At 41.1% G+C, this 19,857-nt stretch carries 19 protein-coding genes; 16 read left to right on the forward strand and 3 right to left on the reverse strand.

What is annotated here, in order from left to right; translation table 11 throughout:
• Window positions 1-394 precede the first annotated feature (394 nt).
• The 6 genes from amt to CH365_RS03035 all read left to right on the forward strand — a co-directional run bounded on the left by amt (window position 395) and on the right by CH365_RS03035 (window position 6,067).
• Window positions 395-2,494 carry an ammonium transporter gene (gene amt, locus CH365_RS03010; protein WP_100767132.1) on the forward strand — a complete coding sequence of 700 codons (2,100 nt, stop codon included), beginning with the start codon at window positions 395-397 and terminating at the stop codon, window positions 2,492-2,494.
• Between the two features lie 148 nt (window positions 2,495-2,642).
• On the forward strand, window positions 2,643-2,909 hold the full coding sequence (locus CH365_RS20045) for a hypothetical protein (RefSeq protein WP_208861150.1): 267 nt from the start codon (window positions 2,643-2,645) through the stop codon (window positions 2,907-2,909).
• Window positions 2,910-4,082, forward strand: a complete 1,173-nt coding sequence (locus CH365_RS03020; protein ID WP_100767134.1) for an RlpA-like double-psi beta-barrel domain-containing protein — start codon at window positions 2,910-2,912, stop codon at window positions 4,080-4,082.
• A gap of 10 nt (window positions 4,083-4,092) precedes the next feature.
• A complete protein-coding gene (locus CH365_RS03025) occupies window positions 4,093-4,632 on the forward strand; it encodes a metal-dependent hydrolase (protein WP_100767135.1) in 540 nt (179 codons plus the stop codon).
• A 78-nt stretch (window positions 4,633-4,710) separates the two neighbouring features.
• Window positions 4,711-5,538 carry a hypothetical protein gene (locus CH365_RS03030; RefSeq protein ID WP_125226288.1) on the forward strand — a complete coding sequence of 276 codons (828 nt, stop codon included), beginning with the start codon at window positions 4,711-4,713 and terminating at the stop codon, window positions 5,536-5,538.
• 1 nt (window position 5,539) lies between these two features.
• Window positions 5,540-6,067, forward strand: coding sequence for a type II toxin-antitoxin system antitoxin SocA domain-containing protein (locus CH365_RS03035; protein WP_165782565.1), 528 nt, complete (start codon window positions 5,540-5,542; stop codon window positions 6,065-6,067).
• A gap of 62 nt (window positions 6,068-6,129) precedes the next feature.
• Here CH365_RS03035 and CH365_RS03040 read toward each other — a convergent pair whose 3' ends face one another.
• The 3 genes from CH365_RS03040 to CH365_RS03050 form a co-directional block, all read right to left on the reverse strand.
• The gene (locus CH365_RS03040) at window positions 6,130-8,136 is read right to left on the reverse strand and encodes a M48 family metallopeptidase (protein ID WP_100767138.1); all 2,007 of its coding nucleotides are present in this window, start codon (window positions 8,134-8,136) and stop codon (window positions 6,130-6,132) included.
• A gap of 168 nt (window positions 8,137-8,304) precedes the next feature.
• On the reverse strand, window positions 8,305-9,174 hold the full coding sequence (cyoE, locus tag CH365_RS03045) for a heme o synthase (protein WP_100767139.1): 870 nt from the start codon (window positions 9,172-9,174) through the stop codon (window positions 8,305-8,307).
• A gap of 5 nt (window positions 9,175-9,179) precedes the next feature.
• Window positions 9,180-10,118 carry a COX15/CtaA family protein gene (locus tag CH365_RS03050; protein WP_100767140.1) on the reverse strand — a complete coding sequence of 313 codons (939 nt, stop codon included), beginning with the start codon at window positions 10,116-10,118 and terminating at the stop codon, window positions 9,180-9,182.
• A gap of 325 nt (window positions 10,119-10,443) precedes the next feature.
• Here CH365_RS03050 and CH365_RS19940 point away from each other — a divergent pair, with 325 nt between their 5' ends.
• The 10 genes from CH365_RS19940 (at window position 10,444) to CH365_RS03095 (ending at window position 19,825) form a co-directional block, all read left to right on the forward strand.
• Window positions 10,444-10,605, forward strand: coding sequence for a hypothetical protein (locus CH365_RS19940; RefSeq protein WP_020769045.1), 162 nt, complete (start codon window positions 10,444-10,446; stop codon window positions 10,603-10,605).
• Window positions 10,606-10,627: 22 nt separating this feature from the next.
• A complete protein-coding gene (locus CH365_RS03055) occupies window positions 10,628-11,473 on the forward strand; it encodes an SCO family protein (RefSeq protein WP_100767141.1) in 846 nt (281 codons plus the stop codon).
• Between the two features lie 26 nt (window positions 11,474-11,499).
• The gene (coxB, locus tag CH365_RS03060) at window positions 11,500-12,516 is read left to right on the forward strand and encodes a cytochrome c oxidase subunit II (protein ID WP_208861151.1); all 1,017 of its coding nucleotides are present in this window, start codon (window positions 11,500-11,502) and stop codon (window positions 12,514-12,516) included.
• 11 nt (window positions 12,517-12,527) lie between these two features.
• Window positions 12,528-14,111, forward strand: a complete 1,584-nt coding sequence (gene ctaD, locus CH365_RS03065) for a cytochrome c oxidase subunit I (RefSeq protein ID WP_100767143.1) — start codon at window positions 12,528-12,530, stop codon at window positions 14,109-14,111.
• Entirely contained in the window at window positions 14,098-14,877 is a 780-nt protein-coding gene (locus CH365_RS03070) for a cytochrome c oxidase subunit 3 family protein (RefSeq protein WP_100767144.1), read from the forward strand. The genes ctaD and CH365_RS03070 overlap by 14 nt, the downstream gene beginning before the upstream one ends.
• Window positions 14,878-15,038: 161 nt before the next feature.
• The gene (locus tag CH365_RS03075; RefSeq protein ID WP_100767145.1) at window positions 15,039-15,698 is read left to right on the forward strand and encodes a hypothetical protein; all 660 of its coding nucleotides are present in this window, start codon (window positions 15,039-15,041) and stop codon (window positions 15,696-15,698) included.
• A gap of 112 nt (window positions 15,699-15,810) precedes the next feature.
• On the forward strand, window positions 15,811-16,374 hold the full coding sequence (locus tag CH365_RS03080) for a CarD family transcriptional regulator (protein ID WP_100767146.1): 564 nt from the start codon (window positions 15,811-15,813) through the stop codon (window positions 16,372-16,374).
• Window positions 16,375-16,414: 40 nt separating this feature from the next.
• Complete coding sequence (locus CH365_RS03085) at window positions 16,415-17,683, forward strand: PIN/TRAM domain-containing protein (protein WP_100767147.1); 1,269 nt, start codon at window positions 16,415-16,417, stop codon at window positions 17,681-17,683.
• A 125-nt stretch (window positions 17,684-17,808) separates the two neighbouring features.
• Window positions 17,809-19,407: a phosphoenolpyruvate carboxykinase (ATP) gene (gene pckA / locus CH365_RS03090; RefSeq protein ID WP_100767460.1), complete on the forward strand. Its 1,599-nt coding sequence runs from the start codon at window positions 17,809-17,811 to the stop codon at window positions 19,405-19,407.
• 142 nt (window positions 19,408-19,549) lie between these two features.
• Window positions 19,550-19,825 carry a phasin-related domain-containing protein gene (locus CH365_RS03095; protein WP_100767148.1) on the forward strand — a complete coding sequence of 92 codons (276 nt, stop codon included), beginning with the start codon at window positions 19,550-19,552 and terminating at the stop codon, window positions 19,823-19,825.
• Window positions 19,826-19,857: the final 32 nt, after the last annotated feature.

The following is a 19,857-nucleotide window of genomic DNA, read 5'->3' on the forward strand; positions in this document are numbered from 1 at the left end:
ATACCAACATCTCGGTTTTTGTAGAGTTAATCCTTGTTTAAAACAGGCTTTTTAGAGGGAAAGGCTTTTTTCTCCTTCGAAGCCCCTGCTTTAGCCGTTATCTATAAGACTTTGTAGAACGGTCGTTACGTTCGAAATAAACACTGTTCTTCAAAAAAATCGAATTTTCCCTCAAATTCTGGAAAGTTTGAGGATGTGAAGAAGCTGTTCTTGCTCTTTTAACGATTAGAACCCACTCAAGTGGGGGACTACTTTCGGGGCATTTATCACCCTTCTTTGCTAGATTATTATGAGGTTTCCCGCTTGCGTCTTGTTAGATTGGAATAAAAGTATTCCGATAATTTAAATTAATAAGCGAACATTTTGTGAGGAATCATTCGGGGGAACCTTTTCTATGAGTTTAGAAAAGAGCTTATTGGATATACTTTGGGTATTGGTATGTTCTGGACTGGTGTTGATCATGCAAGGCGGTTTCCTTGTATTAGAATCCGGACTTACTAGAGCTAAAAACTCCATTAACGTCGCGATCAAGAATGTGGCGGACTTTGGAGTGGCCACTCTACTTTTTTATACATTCGGTTTCGGACTTATGTTCGGAGTCACTTGGAATGGATTCATAGGAACTTCTTTATTTGCTCCTGTGTTTCCGGAAGGTAAGGCTTGGCCTCCGACTTTCTTCTTATTTCAACTAGTGTTCTGCGGAACTTCTGCGACGATTGTTTCAGGAGCAGTTGCAGAAAGATTAAAATTTCATTCTTATCTATTCGCCACTGCTTTGATCTCAGGGGTGATCTATCCGATCGCAGGTCACTGGTGTTGGGGAGGAAGTTTGACGGATGAAAATCATGGTTGGTTGGCAGCGAGAGGATTTCATGACTTTGCCGGTTCCACTTTAGTTCATAGTGTGGGTGGTTGGGTATCGCTTTCACTTCTTCTTATCGTGGGAGCAAGGATCGGAAGATTTCCGGAAAATGAACCGCCTAAGATAGTTACCGGAAGTAACCTTCCGATGGCGATGTTAGGTGGAATTTTACTTTGGTTCGGTTGGATGGGATTTAATGGGGGAAGTACTTTAGGTTTTAATGAAAAAGTTCCTGGCATCATCCTGAACACGATCATCTCTTCCGGATTTTCTCTTATGGTAGCGATGTTGGCCGCATGGTTGATCAAAGGATTTCCGGAGGCAACTGCACCTTTGAATGGGTCCTTGGCTGGACTAGTCGCCATCACTGCGGGTGCGGATTGTTTTACTCCAATTCAGTCAGCCATCATAGGTAGTATTGCTGGTTCCTTCGTTCTTCCTGCAGAAAAACTTTTAGAAAAACTTAAGATAGACGACGCAGTAGGAGCCATCCCGGTCCACCTGATCGGTGGGATTTGGGGAACGATCGCCGTCGGAATTTTCGGAGATCTAAACCTGATTGGGCATAATGTTACTAGATCCACTCTTCTCCTTACGCAGGTATTGGGAATACTTTCCGTGGGAGGATTTGCATTCGGACTTTCTTTGTTGATCTTCTACCTAATTAACAAGTTTTTCCCTCTCCGTGTAGATGGGGACGAAGAAAGAATGGGCCTAAATATCTCGGAGCATAAGGCCACTACAGAGCTAATCGATCTATTTTTAGCCATGGATTATCAGAGAAAGACTGGGGATCTGGCAGTGGATGTTCCAGTAGAACCATTTACTGAAGTCGGTCAGATCGCAGAGCGTTACAATTTAGTTTTAGGAACAGTTCGTTCTACACTTGCTGACAATGAAAAAGCAAGGATTGAGATTGCAGATGCTTATGAGAAGGTACGTATCGAGCAGGATAAGGCTGAAAAATTACTTCTGAATGTCCTCCCACATTCTATCGCACAGGAATTGAAGTCAAACACCGGGCTTATCGCGGACAGTTATCCGAATGTTTCTATTCTTTTTGCGGATATCGTAGGTTTCACTAAACTTTCCGCAGTGATGAGGCCCGAGTCCGTAGTACGCATCTTAAACGAAGTGTTCTCTCATTTCGATATTCTGGCAGAAAAATACGGTTTGGAGAAGATTAAGACCATCGGAGACGCGTATATGGCAGTGGGAGGCCTTCCCCTACCGAATGAGGCTCACCCTTTGCTTGTAGCTCATATGGCTTGGGACATGAAGGAGCTTCTATCCAAATTCAAACTCAAAAAAATGGGTACTAAACTGCGTATGAGAATAGGGATTAATACTGGTCCGGTAGTCGCAGGAGTCATTGGAACGAAAAAATTCATCTATGATATATGGGGAGATGCAGTAAATCTCGCCAGTCGTATGGAATCTCATGGTGTTCCGGGAGAAATTCAGGTTACGGAATCCACTGCAGAACTAATTCGATCCGATTTTGCGTTAACAGAAAGGGGAGAGATTAAGGTGAAAGGAAAAGGTTTAGTCAAAACCTTCTTAGTTAGCCATCGACTACGTTCTCCTGAAGAGAGTTTTACCGATCTAGGATACTCATTCAGCGCAACTTAGAGATAGAAACGAAACATTATGAATTGTTTTAGATTGCTTTAACGAAAGAAAATGAAAAAAGGTTTTACTCTTTTACCTCTAAGTCTTACGAGTGGAAATTTACTCTAGGAATAACGGAAAGATTCCCCAGATACAAGGAGTATCTACCATGGTAGCTAAGAAGAAAGCAAAGAAAAAAGCCGCACCTAAGAAGAAAGCGGCAAAGAAGAAAGTAGCGAAAAAAAAGGTCGTTAAAGCCACTAAGAAGAAAGCAGTTAAGAAGAAGTCTGCGCCTAAAAAGAAAGTAGTTAAGAAAAAAGCTGCTCCAAAGAAACCGGCGCCTCGTCCTACTGCTCCAGTTGCGACCCCAGAACCTACGCCTGCACCAAGCCTGTTCCCAACTGGCGGTTCCAGCGAAGGAGAGAGCAATATCTAATTGCTCTTTTTTCTAAAGAAACTGGTCCCGCTCCCTCTTGGGAGCGGGATATTACTCTACATTCTACTCTTATCCCTATTTTCCGGCCCTCGGTTTAGTCAAAACACTCCTCCTATCTACGCAAAAATACTCTGTATTAACTCTCCGGAAGGTTGTGAATGTAAATTTCCTGAAAAGGAACAAAGTATCCGTGTATTTCACGGAGAAGCCGTCATCTTAGAAGATCCATTCACCAAATCCGAAACCTCAAAGATACGTCGTTCTAAAGATTCCTGCATTTATCCAAGAACCAATTTGAAACCTCTTGCGTACCAGCACGCGTTCCGACCCATGCAGACCTCTCTGGATCACTCTCCAAAGCCTTTAGAAAGATTTCTATCTCCAGAAGATCTGGAACGTTTGTCTGAATTCCAGCCAACGAGTTTAGGAGCCTATTACCCTACGTATTATCATTTAGCATTGGAAGAAGCCTTTCCTGGCACAGAAGTGGCCGCGTATTCTCCTTCCGGAAAAGAAATTGGCAGAGCGTCCGCTACATTCTTAGAACAAGTACGTTGGGAAGGTAGTGGGATTGCAAAGGACGGAAAGAAGTACCATTTTGCAGGAGAAGGAAAATACGAACTCTACGATTTGGAATGGGGTTGGGGTGCAGGATACAACTACCAAGTGTTTCCTTATAGGACCTTGGCTGTGAGTTTTAAGGATTTATGCGAGAAAATCGGAGCAAAAATTTCTTCCTGTAACAAATCCAAGGTGATCGGTGCATTAGCCTTTATTCCTAGGATCAAAGAAAAGAAGATCAAAATGCAGAATGGAAAGTACCATGACGGGTATTTCTGCCTGAACGATACAGGATCTCCTCTATATATCCGAGACGACAGATTGGATATGTTCGTAGGGGTTCACGGGGGAGGAAGCCCCTACCAACCTCAGGAGCTCTCTAGGAACCTATTTTTAGATGCAGGGATTCATCCACTCTATCCTTCCGATTGGAAATTGTACAGTTCCGAAAAGGAAAGATTTTGGTGTCCTAAGGAAAAACTTCCCCGAAATCCTTTCTCTCCTTCGGAATCCGAATGCAAATTGGATTATCATGCCCAAGCTCCCGAAAAGGGAATGGAGATGAAGATTTTTTTTCGTAAGGATGGAAGTCTGGTCCGTTGCAGGACTTGACGATTGAATAATGGCTACAATCTTTTCTCACCCAGCAGTTCCAATTTCTCTCTTCTTCTTTTTCGGAAAAAAGAGAATTCCCGTAATACTTGCAATTTTTGGAATATTCTTCTCTATTCTTCCCGATTTCGATGTAGTCGCTTTTAAATTCGGGATCCCGTACGAAAGTGACTGGGGTCACAGAGGATTTACTCATTCTATTTTATTTGCTTTGGTAGTATCCTGCATTGTGGCATTCTTCCGAACCAAACTGAAAGCAAGTTGGCTTATTATCTTTTTATTTCTTTCTGTATCTGCGATCTCTCATGGAGTATTGGACGCGATGACCACAGGCGGTTTAGGAGTTGGGTTCTTCCTTCCTTGGCGTTCTGAAAGAATTTTTTTCGAATATAGACCGATACGGGTTTCTCCTATCGGTCCTAAGAACTTTTTTACGGAAAGAGGTTGGGTTGTGATCCAATCCGAACTTTTATATATTTGGGTCCCGGCGTTTTTGGTTTCAATTGTAGGAGTTGGGGTGAGGCGGCTAAGTAATAAAGAAGGCGAATAAGAATTCCGGGGAATAACATTTCCTTAATATTTATTTATTGAATTTTTGTTTTTTCTTATAATATTTACGTTATTCGCAATGCTAAATCCAGAAGAATTAGAATCAGATCGATATATTCGCTCAAGGGGTGAAAGAAGTTCTATTGAACTATCTCTTATATCTGGATATGTTGTATTATTTGATTTAGTAAATTCGACAAAAATTAAGTCCCTGTCAAAGGGTCAGGCAGCTGATTGGATTTCAACGTTTCTCAACTTTTATGAGATTGTAGTTCAAACAATGAATGATATTGGCGATCCTATTAAGTTTTTAGGTGACGGGGTATTTTACGTTTTCCCAGACACAGAAGATGTGATGACAAAGAAAATTCTCTCAAGCCAGACTCAAAGCTCTCCTGAAACGAAGGCAGATCAGTTATTGGATAAATGTATCGAAGTAATCGAGTATCTAGATAAGCAAAATTCTGAATGGCTAGAGCAAGACCGTTTTTATTTAACGATTACTTTGGACTATGGGAATAAAATTTTTAATCCTGCTTTTTTGGATTTAGGTACCCAAAAAAGCCAAGATTACCTAGGATTGCCTATAGACCGTGCTTTTAGGATAAATGGAATTACTGGGCACAATTATATAAGTCTCTCTGAGTCTTTTTATAATAAAGTTATTCAACAAAATCGGTTTAAAAGTAAAGATTTTGAAAAAATCCGAATGAAACCAGGGACTCTTAAAGGTATAGAGGATGAAACTTGTGTTTGGATCTATTCGAAACCGTATTATGATCAAAGTAGTTTATCTCATAAAAGATTAATGGAAAATAAACTCTTAGTTGAAGATGAAAAGTTACTTGGCAGTAAGATAAGAATTCATCTATTGAAAAATATAATTAATGCACAAGGAGGCAAATGATATGAGTATATTGAACAAAGCAACGGTTTGTTTATTGGAGTTAAATCAAGGCCCCCTTGTTAAGACTAAATGGGTGAAGCTCGTTTTTTTTATAGAAGCATACAGATATTGTAAAAATCAAAATCGAACTTTTCCCGAACTGCAATTTATAAAAATGCCCAACGGTCCTGCATTTTCAGGATATGACGTCAAATTAGAAGAACTCGAGGCAGAAAATTTAATTCGTGTTCAGAAATCAGCGGGGTATAATTTGAATATCAATACAAAGATTGAGCTTATTGATCCTACTATTCTCAGTGAAATTGAACCTGATTTGAAAGCTGAAATTGAAAACGTATTCCATTACTTTAAAGAAAAATTAACTCCTTGGATTAGTAATTTTTCGCATACTATGGATATTTGGAAAAAAGCGGAAATGTGGGATCCTTTAGATTTTAATCTTCTTTTATCGGATTCGGGGATTCAATTACAAACCATTCAGGCGAAAAATATACGGGATTTGATTGATCAAAAGATACAAATCCCGTAAGTATATCAAGTAATTGCTATTTTTTGAATGTTCAATTGGCTTTCGAGATCTCTAAAAACCAATCACTGAACCACTAAAAGATCTATCTTTCCGTGTTTATTATATTTCACGAAAGCTTTTCCCTTTTCGTAATAGTCGTGATAATCGCCTTGTTTTCTGAATTTAGAACCCAAAAGTTTTTCTGCAGCCGGTTTAGAAGATCCAACTGTAATTCCTTGCCCTAATCCTGGGCTCGCATCTCCGACTACATTTACTTGCACTACAGTTCCCATATCTAAGATAAATGCTGTCTCTTTGTTATCGTATTCGAAATATTCCAGACCGCTTTTTTTATCCGTTTTGATACGTGTAGGTTTTCCCCAGTTCTTCAGAAGGTCTTCTAATTTATCTCCGGGACCAACTCCACCGACTTTAAATGCATTCACTTCATTAGCAGGGGTAGGAGCCGTCAGTTCTATTGAATGTATCTTTGCTAGAACCTTTGCCCAACCGGAAGTAGAATCGTAATTGGTTAGATAATAATTTGCGAGTCCCTTGGATTTAGGATCTACCGCTGAATAAGATTCTACCAATGCAATATTTAAGATAGGAGTAAAGTTCTCATAGATATAATCCGGATCTACTTGTTGCTTCTGCGCAGTGGATTGGCCTATCGTTTTTAGATATTGAGCGATCTGAGGATTATTGCCGCTTTGAGAAGCAAGAGTCCTGATCTTTTGATCTATGGACAAGGCGAGGCGATTGAAAAGTTCTTTTGCTTCTTCTCTTTTGTCCGTCCAGAACAGCACCACTCCCAAGTTATTAGCTAATGCAACGGTTCCTTCCGCTTGAAAAGCTTGGTTAGCAACACTAACAGCTACATCTAAATCTTTTTCATCCGCAGAATAAGAAAGTAAAACCGCATAGTTGGAAAGAAAGTAAGGATCGTCTGTTTTTACGATTACTTCTCTATAAGCTTTGAGTGCACGATTATATGCCGCTTCGTTTCCAGGAACAATCCTCATGACTGCACGTTTACTTTTATCAGGAGGAAACACCATAGTGTCTCTAAAGGAAGGCATATCCAATACAGGTTTTAATTTTAGTTCTTCATTGGAAGCTGTCGCCATCCAGATCTTGTGCATACAAACCGCGAGAGCCTTGCTCAAGTAAGTGTTCTCTGGAAATTTTTTAATACCGTCTTCTAAATTGGATCTTGCATCATCTAAATTTCTTCCCAGCTGGATATCATCGAAAGTTTTTTCCATCTTAGCTAAGAAGGCATACAGTTCTTGTTTATCCGTCTTGAGTCTGGACAATCTTTCGTTTGGAGAAGGATGACTGGAGAAATAATGAGAACCTATCAGCTCAGGTCTAGTTTTATCTGCTTTAGAAGAAGCTAATGCTTCTTTATACGATTGTTCTACTTCGTTTAAGGTTTGGAGAGTAATCAGCATGAAGTCGCCGCCGTAACCTGCTTTATCCAATAGGAACAAACCTGTTTGGTCCGCATCTAACTCTTGCTCTTGAGAAAATTTGTTATTTTCTAAGAAGGCTTTTCCGGCCGACTCATCTTTGAGTGCGTAAAACTTTTTTACACTGTTAAAAACATGTCTATTATAGAAGTGCGCTAATTCGTGAGACAATACTCCTGCTATATATCTTTCTCGATGGAAGTCCAACTTTTGTGCCGCATCTGCTTCTTTCTGTTTGATAATCTCATCGAGTGAGTCTAAGGCACCTGAATGAATGCAAAATTGTCCGCCTGCCATCGCAAATGCGTTGAAGCTTGCCTCTTTTACGATTTTATAAACTAGAGGAAAAGGAGGGTTTCCGGAATTTTTGGAAAGTTTACCGAATGCTTTGTCTATCGGTTTCTTCCAACCTTTATGATCTGTAAGCACCGTCTTGGACTTAATCAGATTTGTGAACTGCACATTACTTTGTCTCACCAACTGTGCATATAATTCCGCGTCGAATTCTCCCGGTTTGCTCTGAGAAAAAATTGAAGGACCCGAAAAGGATACTAAGCCTAAAACCACCGATAGTTTCAGGACATAAACGCGAACCGAATTCGAAAGATTGATCATGGGAAAAACCTCTTGAGGAGAGAAATCTATCTGCTCTTAAGCGACTGTCAACTCTGAAAGGTTTAAAAAATGAAGTGAAGTTTTTTTGAGCGAAAAACCCGATTTAAAGTAAAGGAATTTTTTCCCTAAATAAATTATATCTAAAGAGATTTCGGGAAACTGATAAATTTAAGCTGCGATAGAATGATCGATCAAAATCAAGATATTGATCAAAAACAAATGAAGAATACTAAAGAAGAAAAATCCTCTTGCAAATTTAGGCTCAGGATTTTGGAACAATTTAACGGAAAGATAAATTATGGAGATGCTCAACACCACGGAAGAGATCATATACAACCAACCCATGGAAGGTTCCGCCCAATAGAATGCGATCACAGATCCCACGTACAGAACCGTATAGAACAAAATAGATCGTCCAGTTTCCTTTACACCTTTTACAACAGGAAGCATCGGGAAATTTGCGTCGCTATAATCTTCTTTCAAAAAGATAGCAAGTGCCCAGAAATGAGCCGGGGTCCAGAGAAAGATCATTAGGAATAAGATCCAAGCCGGCAAAGGTAAAGAATTACTAACGGCAGCGTAACCGATCAGAGGTCCTACACAACCCGCCACTCCACCTATTACGATATTCTGATGTGTTCTTGGTTTTAAAAGTATGGTATATAGAAAAACATATGCGAGAAGTGCTGCAAACGCGCATATCGCAGTGAGTAAATTTGCAAAATAATATAAAACTGCGAAAGCAGCAAAGGTCATCGCAAATCCTACGATCCAAGCTTGCGCCTTACTGATCCTTCCTGCAGGGATAGGACGATTTGCAGTCCGTTTCATTTTTGCATCTCTATCTTTTTCCAAGATTTGATTGAAAATGAAAGAAGCAGAAGACATTAAAAAAGTTCCCAGCATTGTCATAAAGACCAGAAGTGTGCTAGGTGCAGAAGGAGAACCAAGATATAAACCAGGCACAGCAGTGGCTAAAACTAGGGAGCTTACCCTAGGCTTGATCATTTGGTTCCAGTCTGAAAGAAAACTATTCATTCTATTTAAGAGACCCTACTCTTGGAAAGCTCGGAAGCCCTTTGCACCCAAACCGCATAAACGGATAAGAAAAGAAGAATGGCCACTCCGGTATGAGCGGCTGTCACTAGTTTTGGAAGTTTCGCATATACGTTCACAATTCCTAATCCGATCTGTAAGATCAGAAGAATGATTGCAGTTCTTACGTATTTTTTGGTCTCCGCGGAGAATCCTTTGAATATTCCATAAAGGTTAATTAGAAGAACGTAAAATGTCACTAAATAAGCACCCAATCTGTGCTGCACTTGTATTTGTATCTTAGGTTCCGGAACAGAAGGGACCCATTCTCCATTACAAGTTGGGAATTCTAAACAAGCAAGTCCTGCATAATTGGAACTTACTCTTCCTCCCAAGATGATTTGGAAGAATATTAATAATACTCCTATCAGAAGAGGGATCTGGTCCTTCTGAAACAAACTTTGTTTTGTTAAAAACTCGTTTGAGTTTATAGATTTTGAAAGCACTCGCGCTTTAAACGTCGCCGTAACTATACAAAGTAAAAACAAGATCGCATTCAATAAGTGAAGATTTACGGTCGCGGGGTCCAAAGAAAGAAGAACAGTTAAACCTCCCAATGTAACTTGAGAAGCGATGAGCAAGATCCCTAAGATAAAATAACCTAAGAAAGGTTTTCTTAATTCAGGAACGATTGCAGCCCAGATGGTGCCGGCTATAAGAACCATTCCTAAAAATCCGGAATAGTATCTATGTCCGACTTCCATAAAAATATTAAAATCGAAGTCAGGAAAAATTTTACCGAAACAAAAAGGCCAATCAGGACAAGCGAGTCCAGAATCAGTGGCTCGCACAAGTGGTCCATACAATAAGTTTAGAAAAATTAAAACCGAATATAAGACCAGAAAGAGAGAAAACTTTCTGAAATGAGAATAAGTAGAAGCGATCATTCTGTTTTTTCGGAGAATCCGAGCTCTCTCCTTTACCATACTTGAGCGCGACTGATTTGGGGCAAGAGATTTGATGTTTGAAAATCGGAAGCTTCAATTTTGATCTGAGACTAATTCTCATGCAAAGAAGATTTGAAAATTGTAAAGAACGAGTGTTCTACTGTCCCGACCTAAGGATAGAAGCTTTTTATGTCGGTTCTAAACGTATGAAATGACTGAAAAGCAAAAACGCTTTCAAAAAAAGGACAGGTCTCCAAAACTGGTTGGTATCTTTCGCTTTTTACAAAAGTGAAACGTTTTTTTCTGATACTTTAGGAGTCATTCCATGAGCCAAAACGGAGACCATTACAACAAGGCAGGTTTTTGGACATTCGTGGTCGTATTGGCCGCAAACATTCTTTATTTCGTTTATCTTTCTGCGTTCCACAAAGGTGTTAAGGATTATAACGAAGTAGTTCCTTCTAACACTTCAGCAGCGGCGAAGTAAGGAAAGAACCCGGGATAGAACGTTGTTCTCCTCCAATCATCCGCAGCGTTTTTCTAAAATAGCTGCGGCTCTTATTCTTTTTCTGCCATTCCTGTCCGTTCTATCCTTCGATACCGAAAGAGAATTACCTACTCACGCAGTTCCTCCCGAACTCGAAGGTGTAGGCTTGGAAGAAAAATTAGGAAACCATATCGATAAGAATTTATCTTTCATTGATGAACAAGGTAAACAAGTTCGTATAGGCGATTATCTGAAAGAAGGAAAGCCACTTCTTCTTACTTTAGTTTACTATAGATGTCCTACACTCTGCAGTCTTTATCTAAACGAGATCTCAACTTCACTTAAAGAATTAAATTTAGAAGTTGGGAAAGAATTCAATTATATAGCAGTAAGTTTTGATCCGAAAGAAAAACCGGATTTGGCAAAAGCGAAAAAAGAAGCATATGTGAAAGATTATGGAAGAGGGGACGGTTCCGGATGGAGTTTTTTAACCGGAAATAATCCTGAAATAAAGGCTTTGTCTTCCAGCTTGGGTTTTAGCTACAAATGGAATCCTTATAATGATCAATGGGTGCATGTTTCGGTAGCCTATGTGATCACCCCTGATGGACAAATTTCCAGGTACTTAAAAGGGATCCCAATGGATGAAAGGACCCTAAGATTATCTCTTGTAGAGGCTGGAAACGGTAAAATCGGCGATTTGACTGACAGTGTTGCCCTTTTTTGCTTCCAATTTGATCCATCCAAAAATAGGTATACATTATACGCATTCAATATCATGCGAATCGGCGGTTTTCTTACCGTCCTCGTTCTTGCAGCGTTCTTATTCCGCTTTTGGAAGAAACAAAACTCGTCTAGTACAGTATAAAAAAAGGAAGGAGTGATTTCGATCCGATGAACTGGTTCTCTTTTATTACGGCGACAAGCTTCATGCCGGTTCCAGCGACTAAAGAATCGGGAGATGTAGATAACCTCTATATCTTTCTTCTTGTTTCGGGCCTTATCTCTTTTATCATTCTCATTGGGGGAATGGTAATATTCATTTTCAAGTATAGAAGAAAAACTGAAGACCAGAAAAGTGCGTATATCACGCACAATACTCTTGCTGAGTTCCTTTGGTCCTTCATACCTTTCGTGATCATGATGATCATCTTTGCTTGGGGATGGAGTGTATTTCATGATCTTCGCAGAGTCGGAGAGAAGGGAGATGTAGAGGTTCACGTAACTGCGCGTCAATGGGCTTGGCAGTTTCAATATGCAAATGGAATTATCATCAATAGTCCAACGGATAAAATGTATGATCCAAGTGTTCCAGAATCTACATTATTTGCTCCACAAATCGTAGTGGTTCCTCTTGGTAAAACCATTCGTTTTATTCTTACTTCTGATGACGTTCTGCATAGCTTCTACGTTCCTGCATTCAGGAACAAAATGGATGCGGTTCCAGGCAGAAGAACTACTTTCACTTTCACACCAATTGAGAAAGGGGACTTCACAGTTTTCTGTACTGAATATTGCGGAACTAAACACTCCAATATGATGGCTACGATTCGTGTGGTCGATGTAGAACAATTCGCTGCTTGGGAAACTCAAAACCAGCCAAAGACTGGCGGTCCTGTTGACCATGTGAAACGAGGTGAAGAACTGTATAATAATTTAGGTTGTAACGTTTGTCACAGCGTAAATGGAAATAAAAGCATCGGTCCTACATGGAAAGGTCTCTATGGCAACAAAAGAGTTTTTGTAGATGGGTCTTCAGTAGTTGCTGACGACGCTTATATCAAACAATCCATCCTTCTTCCTACTGCGAAAATAGTAGACGGGTTCCCTCCTGCGATGTCTTCCTTTCAGGGACGTATCAAAGAGGATGAGATTAAATCCATCATCGAATTCATTAAGACGCTTAAATAGGATTACGGACAATGGCCCACGAGCAACATAATTACCTGAATCACCAAAAGGGGATTTGGTCCTGGCTTACGACCTTAGATCATAAGCGTATCGGGATCATGTACTTTGTCGCGATCATGAGCTTCTTCTTTTTAGGAGGAGTTTTCGCTCTATTAGTTCGCGCAGAATTATTCACACCGGGAAAAACCCTTTTTTCCGCAGATGTTTATAACAGAATGATGACCTACCATGGAGCCATTATGGTGTTCATGGTGATCGTTCCTGGTATTCCTGCAATTTTCGGAAACTTCGTTCTTCCGATCATGATAGGAGCAAAAGACGTAGCTTTCCCAAGATTAAACTTGATGAGCTGGTACATGCTGATGATCGGAGCTGCGATCACTGGTTCCACTCTCTTCTTGGAAAACGTAGATACTGGTTGGACCTTCTACACTCCATATTCGTCCATTAAAACTGGAATGGGAGTGATCCCGATGGTTCTTGGAGTATTCATTATCGGATTCTCTTCGATTTTGACTGGTCTGAACTTCATCGTAACCACTCATAAACTGAGAGCGCCTGGAATGACCATGAACAGAATTCCTCTCATGGTTTGGGCACTTTATTCAACTGCGATCCTGCAAGTATTGGCTACTCCTGTTCTTGCAATTACACTGCTTCTACTTATTGCAGAGAAAACTCTTGGAGTGGGGATTTTTGATCCTCAGTTGGGAGGAGATCCGGTGTTATTCCAACACTTCTTCTGGTTCTATTCTCACCCTGCAGTTTATATCATGATCCTTCCTGCGATGGGAGTAATCTCCGAGTTGGTAGCAACATACTCTCGCAAAATAATCTTCGGATATACTGCGATTGCTTATTCTTCGTTAGCGATTGCCGGGGTTTCCTTCTTAGTATGGGGACACCATATGTTCGTTTCCGGACAATCAGAGTTTGCAGGGGTTTTATTCTCCTTCATCACTATGCTTGTAGGGGTTCCTACTGCGATTAAATTGTTCAACTGGATCGCGACCATGTATAAAGGAAGTATCCGTTTGGATGCTCCGATGCTTTTCGCGATCGGATTCATGTTCTTATTCACGATCGGTGGTTTGACTGGAGTGTATCTGGCTTCTACCGGTATGGATATTCACTTCCACGATACTTACTTCGTGGTAGCTCACTTCCATTATGTGATGGTTGGTGGAACTCTGATGGCTCTTATGGGAGCATTGATCTACTGGTTCCCTAAAGTAACCGGAAAAATTTATAGTGACCTGCTCGGAAGAATTTCCTGGGTCTTTATCTTCTCCGGATTTAATGTTACCTTCTTCCCTCAATTCATCTTGGGGAATATGGGAATGCCTCGTAGATATTACGATTATCTTCCTACATTCACCGAGTTAAACCAAATGTCCACTTTCGGATCTTGGTTGATCGGAACAGGATTTTTGGTCGGACTTTTCGGAGTGTTCTACGCACTTTTGAAAGGAAAAGAAGCAGGAAACAATCCTTTCGGAGGAAAAACTTTGGAGTGGACTATTCCTTCTCCTCCTCCACATGAAAACTTTGAAAAGACCCCAGTACTAACCGGAGGGCCATATGAGTACCGCTAATCACACAGGTGGTTTTCATCACGCACATCATTTCGACAGCGCAGAACATCAATACGAATCTTCTAAACAAGGGATCTGGTTATTCCTTGTAACTGAGATCCTGATGTTTGGTGGATTATTCGTAGGATATTCCATCTACCATTCTTTGTATCCTCAAGTTTTCCATGCGGGAAGTAAGCAACTTTCCGTGGTCTTGGGAGCGTTGAATACAGTGGTTCTTCTGTTCAGCTCCTTCACAATGGCGCTTGGTATTAACTACGTGCAAAGAGGTCTTAAAAATAAGGCGATCATCGCTCTTGCAGTAACCATCGCTTGTGCCGCGATCTTTATGGTCGTAAAGTTTTTTGAGTACACTCACAAGTTTCACGTAGGTACAGTTCCTGGCAAATACGCTTACACTGAAGAATTAAGCGCTTCCGGTGAGAAGGTAACCAAAGTGGGTGCTCTACTTGCAGAAGCTAATAAACTTAGCGTAGCAGAAAGAGAACACAAACTTCATCTGGACGAAACTGAATACGAACACCTGACCCTTTTGGAAAGAACCAAAAACTGGCCTCTGTTCTTCGGATTCTATTTCGTGATGTCCGGTATTCACGGTTTGCACGTTCTTGCTGGTGCATTCTTGATTTTCTGGGTTCTTTTAAAAGTGATCAAAAACCAAGTTGGTCCTGAATACTACACTCCTGTAGAAGGTGTGGGACTATTCTGGCACGTGGTCGACTTGATCTGGATTTACCTCTTCCCTCTTCTTTATCTGGTGGGATAAGTTCGAATCCAAAATAATGCGACCGAAAGATCGCTGCAAAAAAGCCGGGGTTTACACTTCGGCTTTTTTATTTTCTTCACAAAGCCCAAGCTCAAAAAAACTGCGAGGAAACGGCGAATTCTGCCGATATTTGAGAGGAGACAAGTTTTCCCGGACGCAATATGCAAAATATAGATTATTCCAGAAGGCTGAGACAATCCGGAACTAGAGGTCCTGCTCCACGTCAGGGAGAGTCTTCTCCAACCGTGCAAACCATTCAGCATGTGAGGGGAGGGAATTCTCCGATCCGTTCTTTCCCAAGTTCCAGATCCATCTTTTTGGTCTTGGTGGGAGCTATTTCCCTTTTTACAGGTGGAGTAGTAGTCGGTCTCAGATTAGATCAGAAAGAGCAGGCATTTGCTCAAAATGAAACTCAGTCTTTTTATAATGCGGGAAAAAATGTAAGAACGGAACAATCCGTGGAAGAGAGAGAAAATTCTTCCTCCGAGGCTGTAAATTCAAACACAACCGAACGTTCCGCCGAAACTTCTTCTTCTCAAAATACGAATCGGAATTCTGGACTCAAATATCCGGCCAGATCGGATAAGGAAAATTATTTCCTGTCTATCCCGACAGAAGATTCGGTGGAAGCGATGGAAATTGGAAAAAAATTGCTAAGAGCAAAACCTGAGTTCCAAGGAAGATTTTTCAGATCCAAAGATGGGGAATTATTTTTAGGATATTTTTACGGAAAAGAAGAAGCTAATAAGGCTCTAGAATCCATTCGTCCACTCAACGATCCGATATTTCACAAAACCTCCATTCACAAACTTCAATTTTGATCCGAATTTTCGTACAAAGTTCGTTCTTGAGCGTTTACTCATTTTTTCCTTGACTTTGCCTCAAAATTTGCTATATTTTTGAGCAGAGTTTTAACGGAAGTCTTAATACTAATTGGCTGGCAAAAAGAAACAATCTGGCTACGATCATGGCGTAGGCGACTACGTCGTATATCCGATCCACGGGGTAGGTGAAATCACCGAAATCGCTAAAAAGGTTATCCTGGGAAAGAAAAAAGAGTGCTACGTAATGGAAATCCAGGGTAGCAAGATGAAGGTGATGATCCCGGTCGATAAAGCAAAACAGGTCGGAATTCGACCGATTATCGACAAGAAGGATATTAAAAAAGTCATCAATCTACTCAAGAAAGACGAGGTCGATACTGAAGAGGACTGGAAGATCAGGTACCAAAACAACCTGAACAAAATAAAGTCCGGATCGATTTTCGAAGTGGCGGATGTGTGCAGGAATTTATTCCGCAGGGCAAACGGTAAAGAACTGTCCATCATGGAACGTAAATTGTACGAAAGTGCGTACAATCTAGTGAAGATGGAAGTCGCCCTAAGCAAAGGAGTTTCCCAAGAAGAAGCGGGAAATCTCGTGTCAGATGTTCTAGCTAGTACATTCGCTCCGGGAGATAGAGTTCCCGTGGCAGCAGTCGACATAGACGAAGAATAATTTCCGATAAAACTCGAATCTTATTTAAAGGATTTGAGTTATGGCGTATTTTTATAAAGGTCTAACGGCCGTCCTACTCTCCTTAGTGTCGTTCTTTGTAACGCAAAAACAAACCCAAGAGTTTGTATTTTCAGGCTCCAGTGCTGGGCTTGTACTCGTTATTTCTCTCGTACTTTTGTTCGGTGAAACTAAACTATTTCCAAAACTTCGCGGAGACGTTATTTTTTGTGTAGGAGTCGGAGCTCTATTGGGATTCGCACTCGCTTGGTTTATTGGAACGATTATTCGTTTTGAGGAATTGAATCTTGCATTGTACCTGATCTTAGGTCTTTTCGGAGCTAGAGCGGGTAAGTCATTTGCAAAAGAACCTGGCCTTTCCGTATTCGGAGGTGGCGGCGGCGGACCTACTTCTCTAGTAGATCCATTCGGCGTAGCTTCTATCGGTAAAGATGAAGTCAGAGACAAAATTTTGGATACTTCTGTTGTTATCGACGGAAGAATATTAGATATTGCTGATACACATTTTATCGATGGGCCTCTCATTCTACCTAACTTCGTATTAAGAGAGATCCAGTTGATCAGTGACTCTTCTGATCCGATCAAAAGAGCAAGAGGACGCCGTGGTTTGGAGATGTTGAACAAACTCCAAAGAAAGGGTTCCATCGAAGTTAAGATCACGTACAAAGATTATTCCGACACGAGAGAAGTGGACGCTAAGTTAATCAAACTTGCTAGAGACACCGGTGGAAAAATCGTAACCAACGACTTCAACCTGAACAAGGTTGCGGAACTCCAAGGAGTAAAAGTCCTTAATCTGAACACCTTGGCAAACGCATTAAAACCTGTTGTTCTTCCTGGTGAAGAGTTGGCTATCCAAGTCATCAAAGAAGGAAAGGACGAAAACCAGGGTATCGGTTATCTAGAAGACGGAACCATGGTAGTGATAGAGAACGGTGGACATCTAGTTGGAAAAGAAGTGAAGGTTACTGTAACTTCTATCATCCAAACTGCTGCCGGAAAAATGATCTTCACTAAAGCCAACGGAAATGGCGGCGGCGGAAGCTTTGATAAAGGTGAACGTGCCCCTGAGAAAGAAAATCGCGGTAAAGGTGATCGTGGCGGAGAAGATCGTGGAAACAGATACGATCGTGGGGACCGAGGAAACGAGGAAAGAGGTAACCGTAAAGATTACCAAAACAAAAACCAGAACCGCGGCAATTACCAAGACAGAGGCGATAGAAACGAGAGCAAAGGGGATGATTTTGGAAATCGTAAAGACTTCCAAGATCAGCAACAACAGCAACAATAACCGGTCTCTAAAGAGACAGAATGCGGGTCGGATTTAGGAATTGCCTCCAAATTCGACCCGGTTCCGAATTGACGGTATCTTCTACCGAAAAAAAATTGAAATACGATCTCAATAAGGAGAGCCAAATGCAGGCCCAAGCGCAAGTGAAGGGACTGAAGGAGCTCGGTATAGAGCCCTCCGAAGTCTTCCATAACCTTTCATACGACGAAATTTTCGAACACGAAAAGAATAACGGGGAAACCGTCCTTTCTTCCAACGGAACCATGATGGTGGATACCGGTATTTTTACCGGACGTTCTCCAAAAGATAAATACTTCGTAGACGAACCTTCTTCTAACAAGAATATCTGGTGGTCTCATATTAACTTTAAAGCTTCCGAAGCAGTTTTCGAAGAGCTTTATCAGAAATGTGTAAACTACCTGAGCGGAAAAAAACTCTACGTATTCGACGGATACGCAGGAGCAAACCCTGAGACTAGAATTGGTCTTCGTGTAGTTTCCGAAAAAGCTTGGCAACATCATTTCTGTACCAACATGTTCCTTCGCCCTAGCAAGGAAGAGTTGGCTAATCTTCTTCCTGAATTTACTATTATCAACGCTTGCGGAGTGAAGAACGAAAAATACAAAGAGCATGGCCTGAACTCCGAAGTATTCGTGATCTTCAACCTTGCAAAAAAACTTTGTATTATCGGTGGAACCGAATACGGCGGAGAAATGAAGAAGGGTATCTTCTCCGTAATGAACTATAAGTTGCCATTACAGGGAATCGTTTCTATGCATTGTTCCGCGAATATCGGAAACAAAGATGGAGACACTGCTCTGTTCTTCGGACTTTCCGGAACTGGTAAAACTACTCTTTCCACTGACCCGAACCGCAAACTGATCGGAGACGATGAGCATGGTTGGGACGATAACGGAATTTTCAATATCGAAGGCGGTTGTTACGCGAAAGTGATCAACCTGGATCCTAAGACGGAGCCTGAAATTTTCGAAGCAATCAAAAGAGATGCTCTTTTAGAGAACGTCGTTTACGACGAGAAAACGAAAGTTGTAGATTACACTTCCGCTGCTAAAACCGAGAACACCAGAGTTTCCTACCCGATCTACCATATCAAAAACATCCAAGTTCCTTCCAAAGGTGGCCATCCTAAAGTGATCATCTTCTTGACTTACGATGCATTCGGAGTTCTTCCTCCTGTTTCTCGTCTGTCAATCGAACAAGCGATGTATCACTTCCTTTCCGGTTACACTGCGAAAGTTGCAGGAACTGAAAGAGGTGTTAAAGAGCCTACTGCAACCTTCTCCGCTTGTTTCGGAGCTGCGTTCATGACACTTCACCCGACTGTTTATGCTAAGTTGTTGGGAGAGAAGATGCGTAAGCACAATGTTCGCGCATATATGATGAATACAGGACTTGTTGGTGGAGCTTACGGAACTGGTAAGAGGATGAATCTTCCTTCTACTCGTAAAATTATCGACGAGATCATGAATGGAAACATCGACAAGGCTGAATTTATTAAACATCCCATCTTCCAAGTGGAATATCCTAAAACCGTAGAAGGTGTGGATAGCGCTATTCTGGATCCTCGTGGGGCTTGGGCTGATAAGGCTGCTTACGATGAGTCTTCTAAAAAACTTGCAGGCATGTTTATTGAGAACTTCAAAAAATATGTAGAAGGTTCCAAAGACTTCGACTTCACAGCTTTCGGACCTCAAATCGGCTAATCGAGAGAAGAGTCAGAATCTTGTTAAAAGGAGTAAGCGGGATTTCCCCCTTACTCCTTTTTTATGCCTTCTTCGTTTCGGTAAGTTGTTGACAAACCGTTGTGCGGCGCATAATCATCATACAATACATAGGATCAAAAGCATGGAAAAGGAAATCAAAGAAGCACTGAATTTCGCGATCGGAGCGGCAAAAACCCTGAGGGAACAGGCGGACAGTATTCTTTTAAAAGTGGAAAAAGAATTTAAAGAGCTCTCCGCAAAAGGTTCTCAAGACCAGAGTGAAGTTGCAAATAATCTTAGAAAGTACATCGAAGACGCATTACGTTCCGTGGAAGGTCTTGCTGGCCAAGTAAACTCTAAAGTAGAAGAAGCAAAAAAAGAATTCGGTAAGAAAAATTCTAACGGTTCTGCCGGCTAAGATCTTACTCTATTTCGTTTTTAACCTTCCTC

Source organism: Leptospira neocaledonica (genome assembly GCF_002812205.1).
GTDB lineage: Bacteria > Spirochaetota > Leptospiria > Leptospirales > Leptospiraceae > Leptospira_B > Leptospira_B neocaledonica.

What these genes read in the sequence shown, in the direction of transcription:
- amt (WP_100767132.1), top strand. Translation starts at nt 395, where the DNA reads ATGAGTTTAGAAAAGAGCTTATTGGATATACTTTGGGTATTGGTATGT.
- CH365_RS20045 (WP_208861150.1), top strand. Translation starts at nt 2,643, where the DNA reads ATGGTAGCTAAGAAGAAAGCAAAGAAAAAAGCCGCACCTAAGAAGAAA.
- CH365_RS03025 (WP_100767135.1), top strand. Translation starts at nt 4,093, where the DNA reads ATGGCTACAATCTTTTCTCACCCAGCAGTTCCAATTTCTCTCTTCTTC.
- CH365_RS03030 (WP_125226288.1), top strand. Translation starts at nt 4,711, where the DNA reads ATGCTAAATCCAGAAGAATTAGAATCAGATCGATATATTCGCTCAAGG.
- CH365_RS03035 (WP_165782565.1), top strand. Translation starts at nt 5,540, where the DNA reads ATGAGTATATTGAACAAAGCAACGGTTTGTTTATTGGAGTTAAATCAA.
- CH365_RS03040 (WP_100767138.1), bottom strand. Translation starts at nt 8,136, where the DNA reads ATGATCAATCTTTCGAATTCGGTTCGCGTTTATGTCCTGAAACTATCG.
- cyoE (WP_100767139.1), bottom strand. Translation starts at nt 9,174, where the DNA reads ATGAATAGTTTTCTTTCAGACTGGAACCAAATGATCAAGCCTAGGGTA.
- CH365_RS03050 (WP_100767140.1), bottom strand. Translation starts at nt 10,118, where the DNA reads ATGATCGCTTCTACTTATTCTCATTTCAGAAAGTTTTCTCTCTTTCTG.
- CH365_RS19940 (WP_020769045.1), top strand. Translation starts at nt 10,444, where the DNA reads ATGAGCCAAAACGGAGACCATTACAACAAGGCAGGTTTTTGGACATTC.
- coxB (WP_208861151.1), top strand. Translation starts at nt 11,500, where the DNA reads ATGAACTGGTTCTCTTTTATTACGGCGACAAGCTTCATGCCGGTTCCA.
- ctaD (WP_100767143.1), top strand. Translation starts at nt 12,528, where the DNA reads ATGGCCCACGAGCAACATAATTACCTGAATCACCAAAAGGGGATTTGG.
- CH365_RS03070 (WP_100767144.1), top strand. Translation starts at nt 14,098, where the DNA reads ATGAGTACCGCTAATCACACAGGTGGTTTTCATCACGCACATCATTTC.
- CH365_RS03075 (WP_100767145.1), top strand. Translation starts at nt 15,039, where the DNA reads ATGCAAAATATAGATTATTCCAGAAGGCTGAGACAATCCGGAACTAGA.
- CH365_RS03085 (WP_100767147.1), top strand. Translation starts at nt 16,415, where the DNA reads ATGGCGTATTTTTATAAAGGTCTAACGGCCGTCCTACTCTCCTTAGTG.
- pckA (WP_100767460.1), top strand. Translation starts at nt 17,809, where the DNA reads ATGCAGGCCCAAGCGCAAGTGAAGGGACTGAAGGAGCTCGGTATAGAG.
- CH365_RS03095 (WP_100767148.1), top strand. Translation starts at nt 19,550, where the DNA reads ATGGAAAAGGAAATCAAAGAAGCACTGAATTTCGCGATCGGAGCGGCA.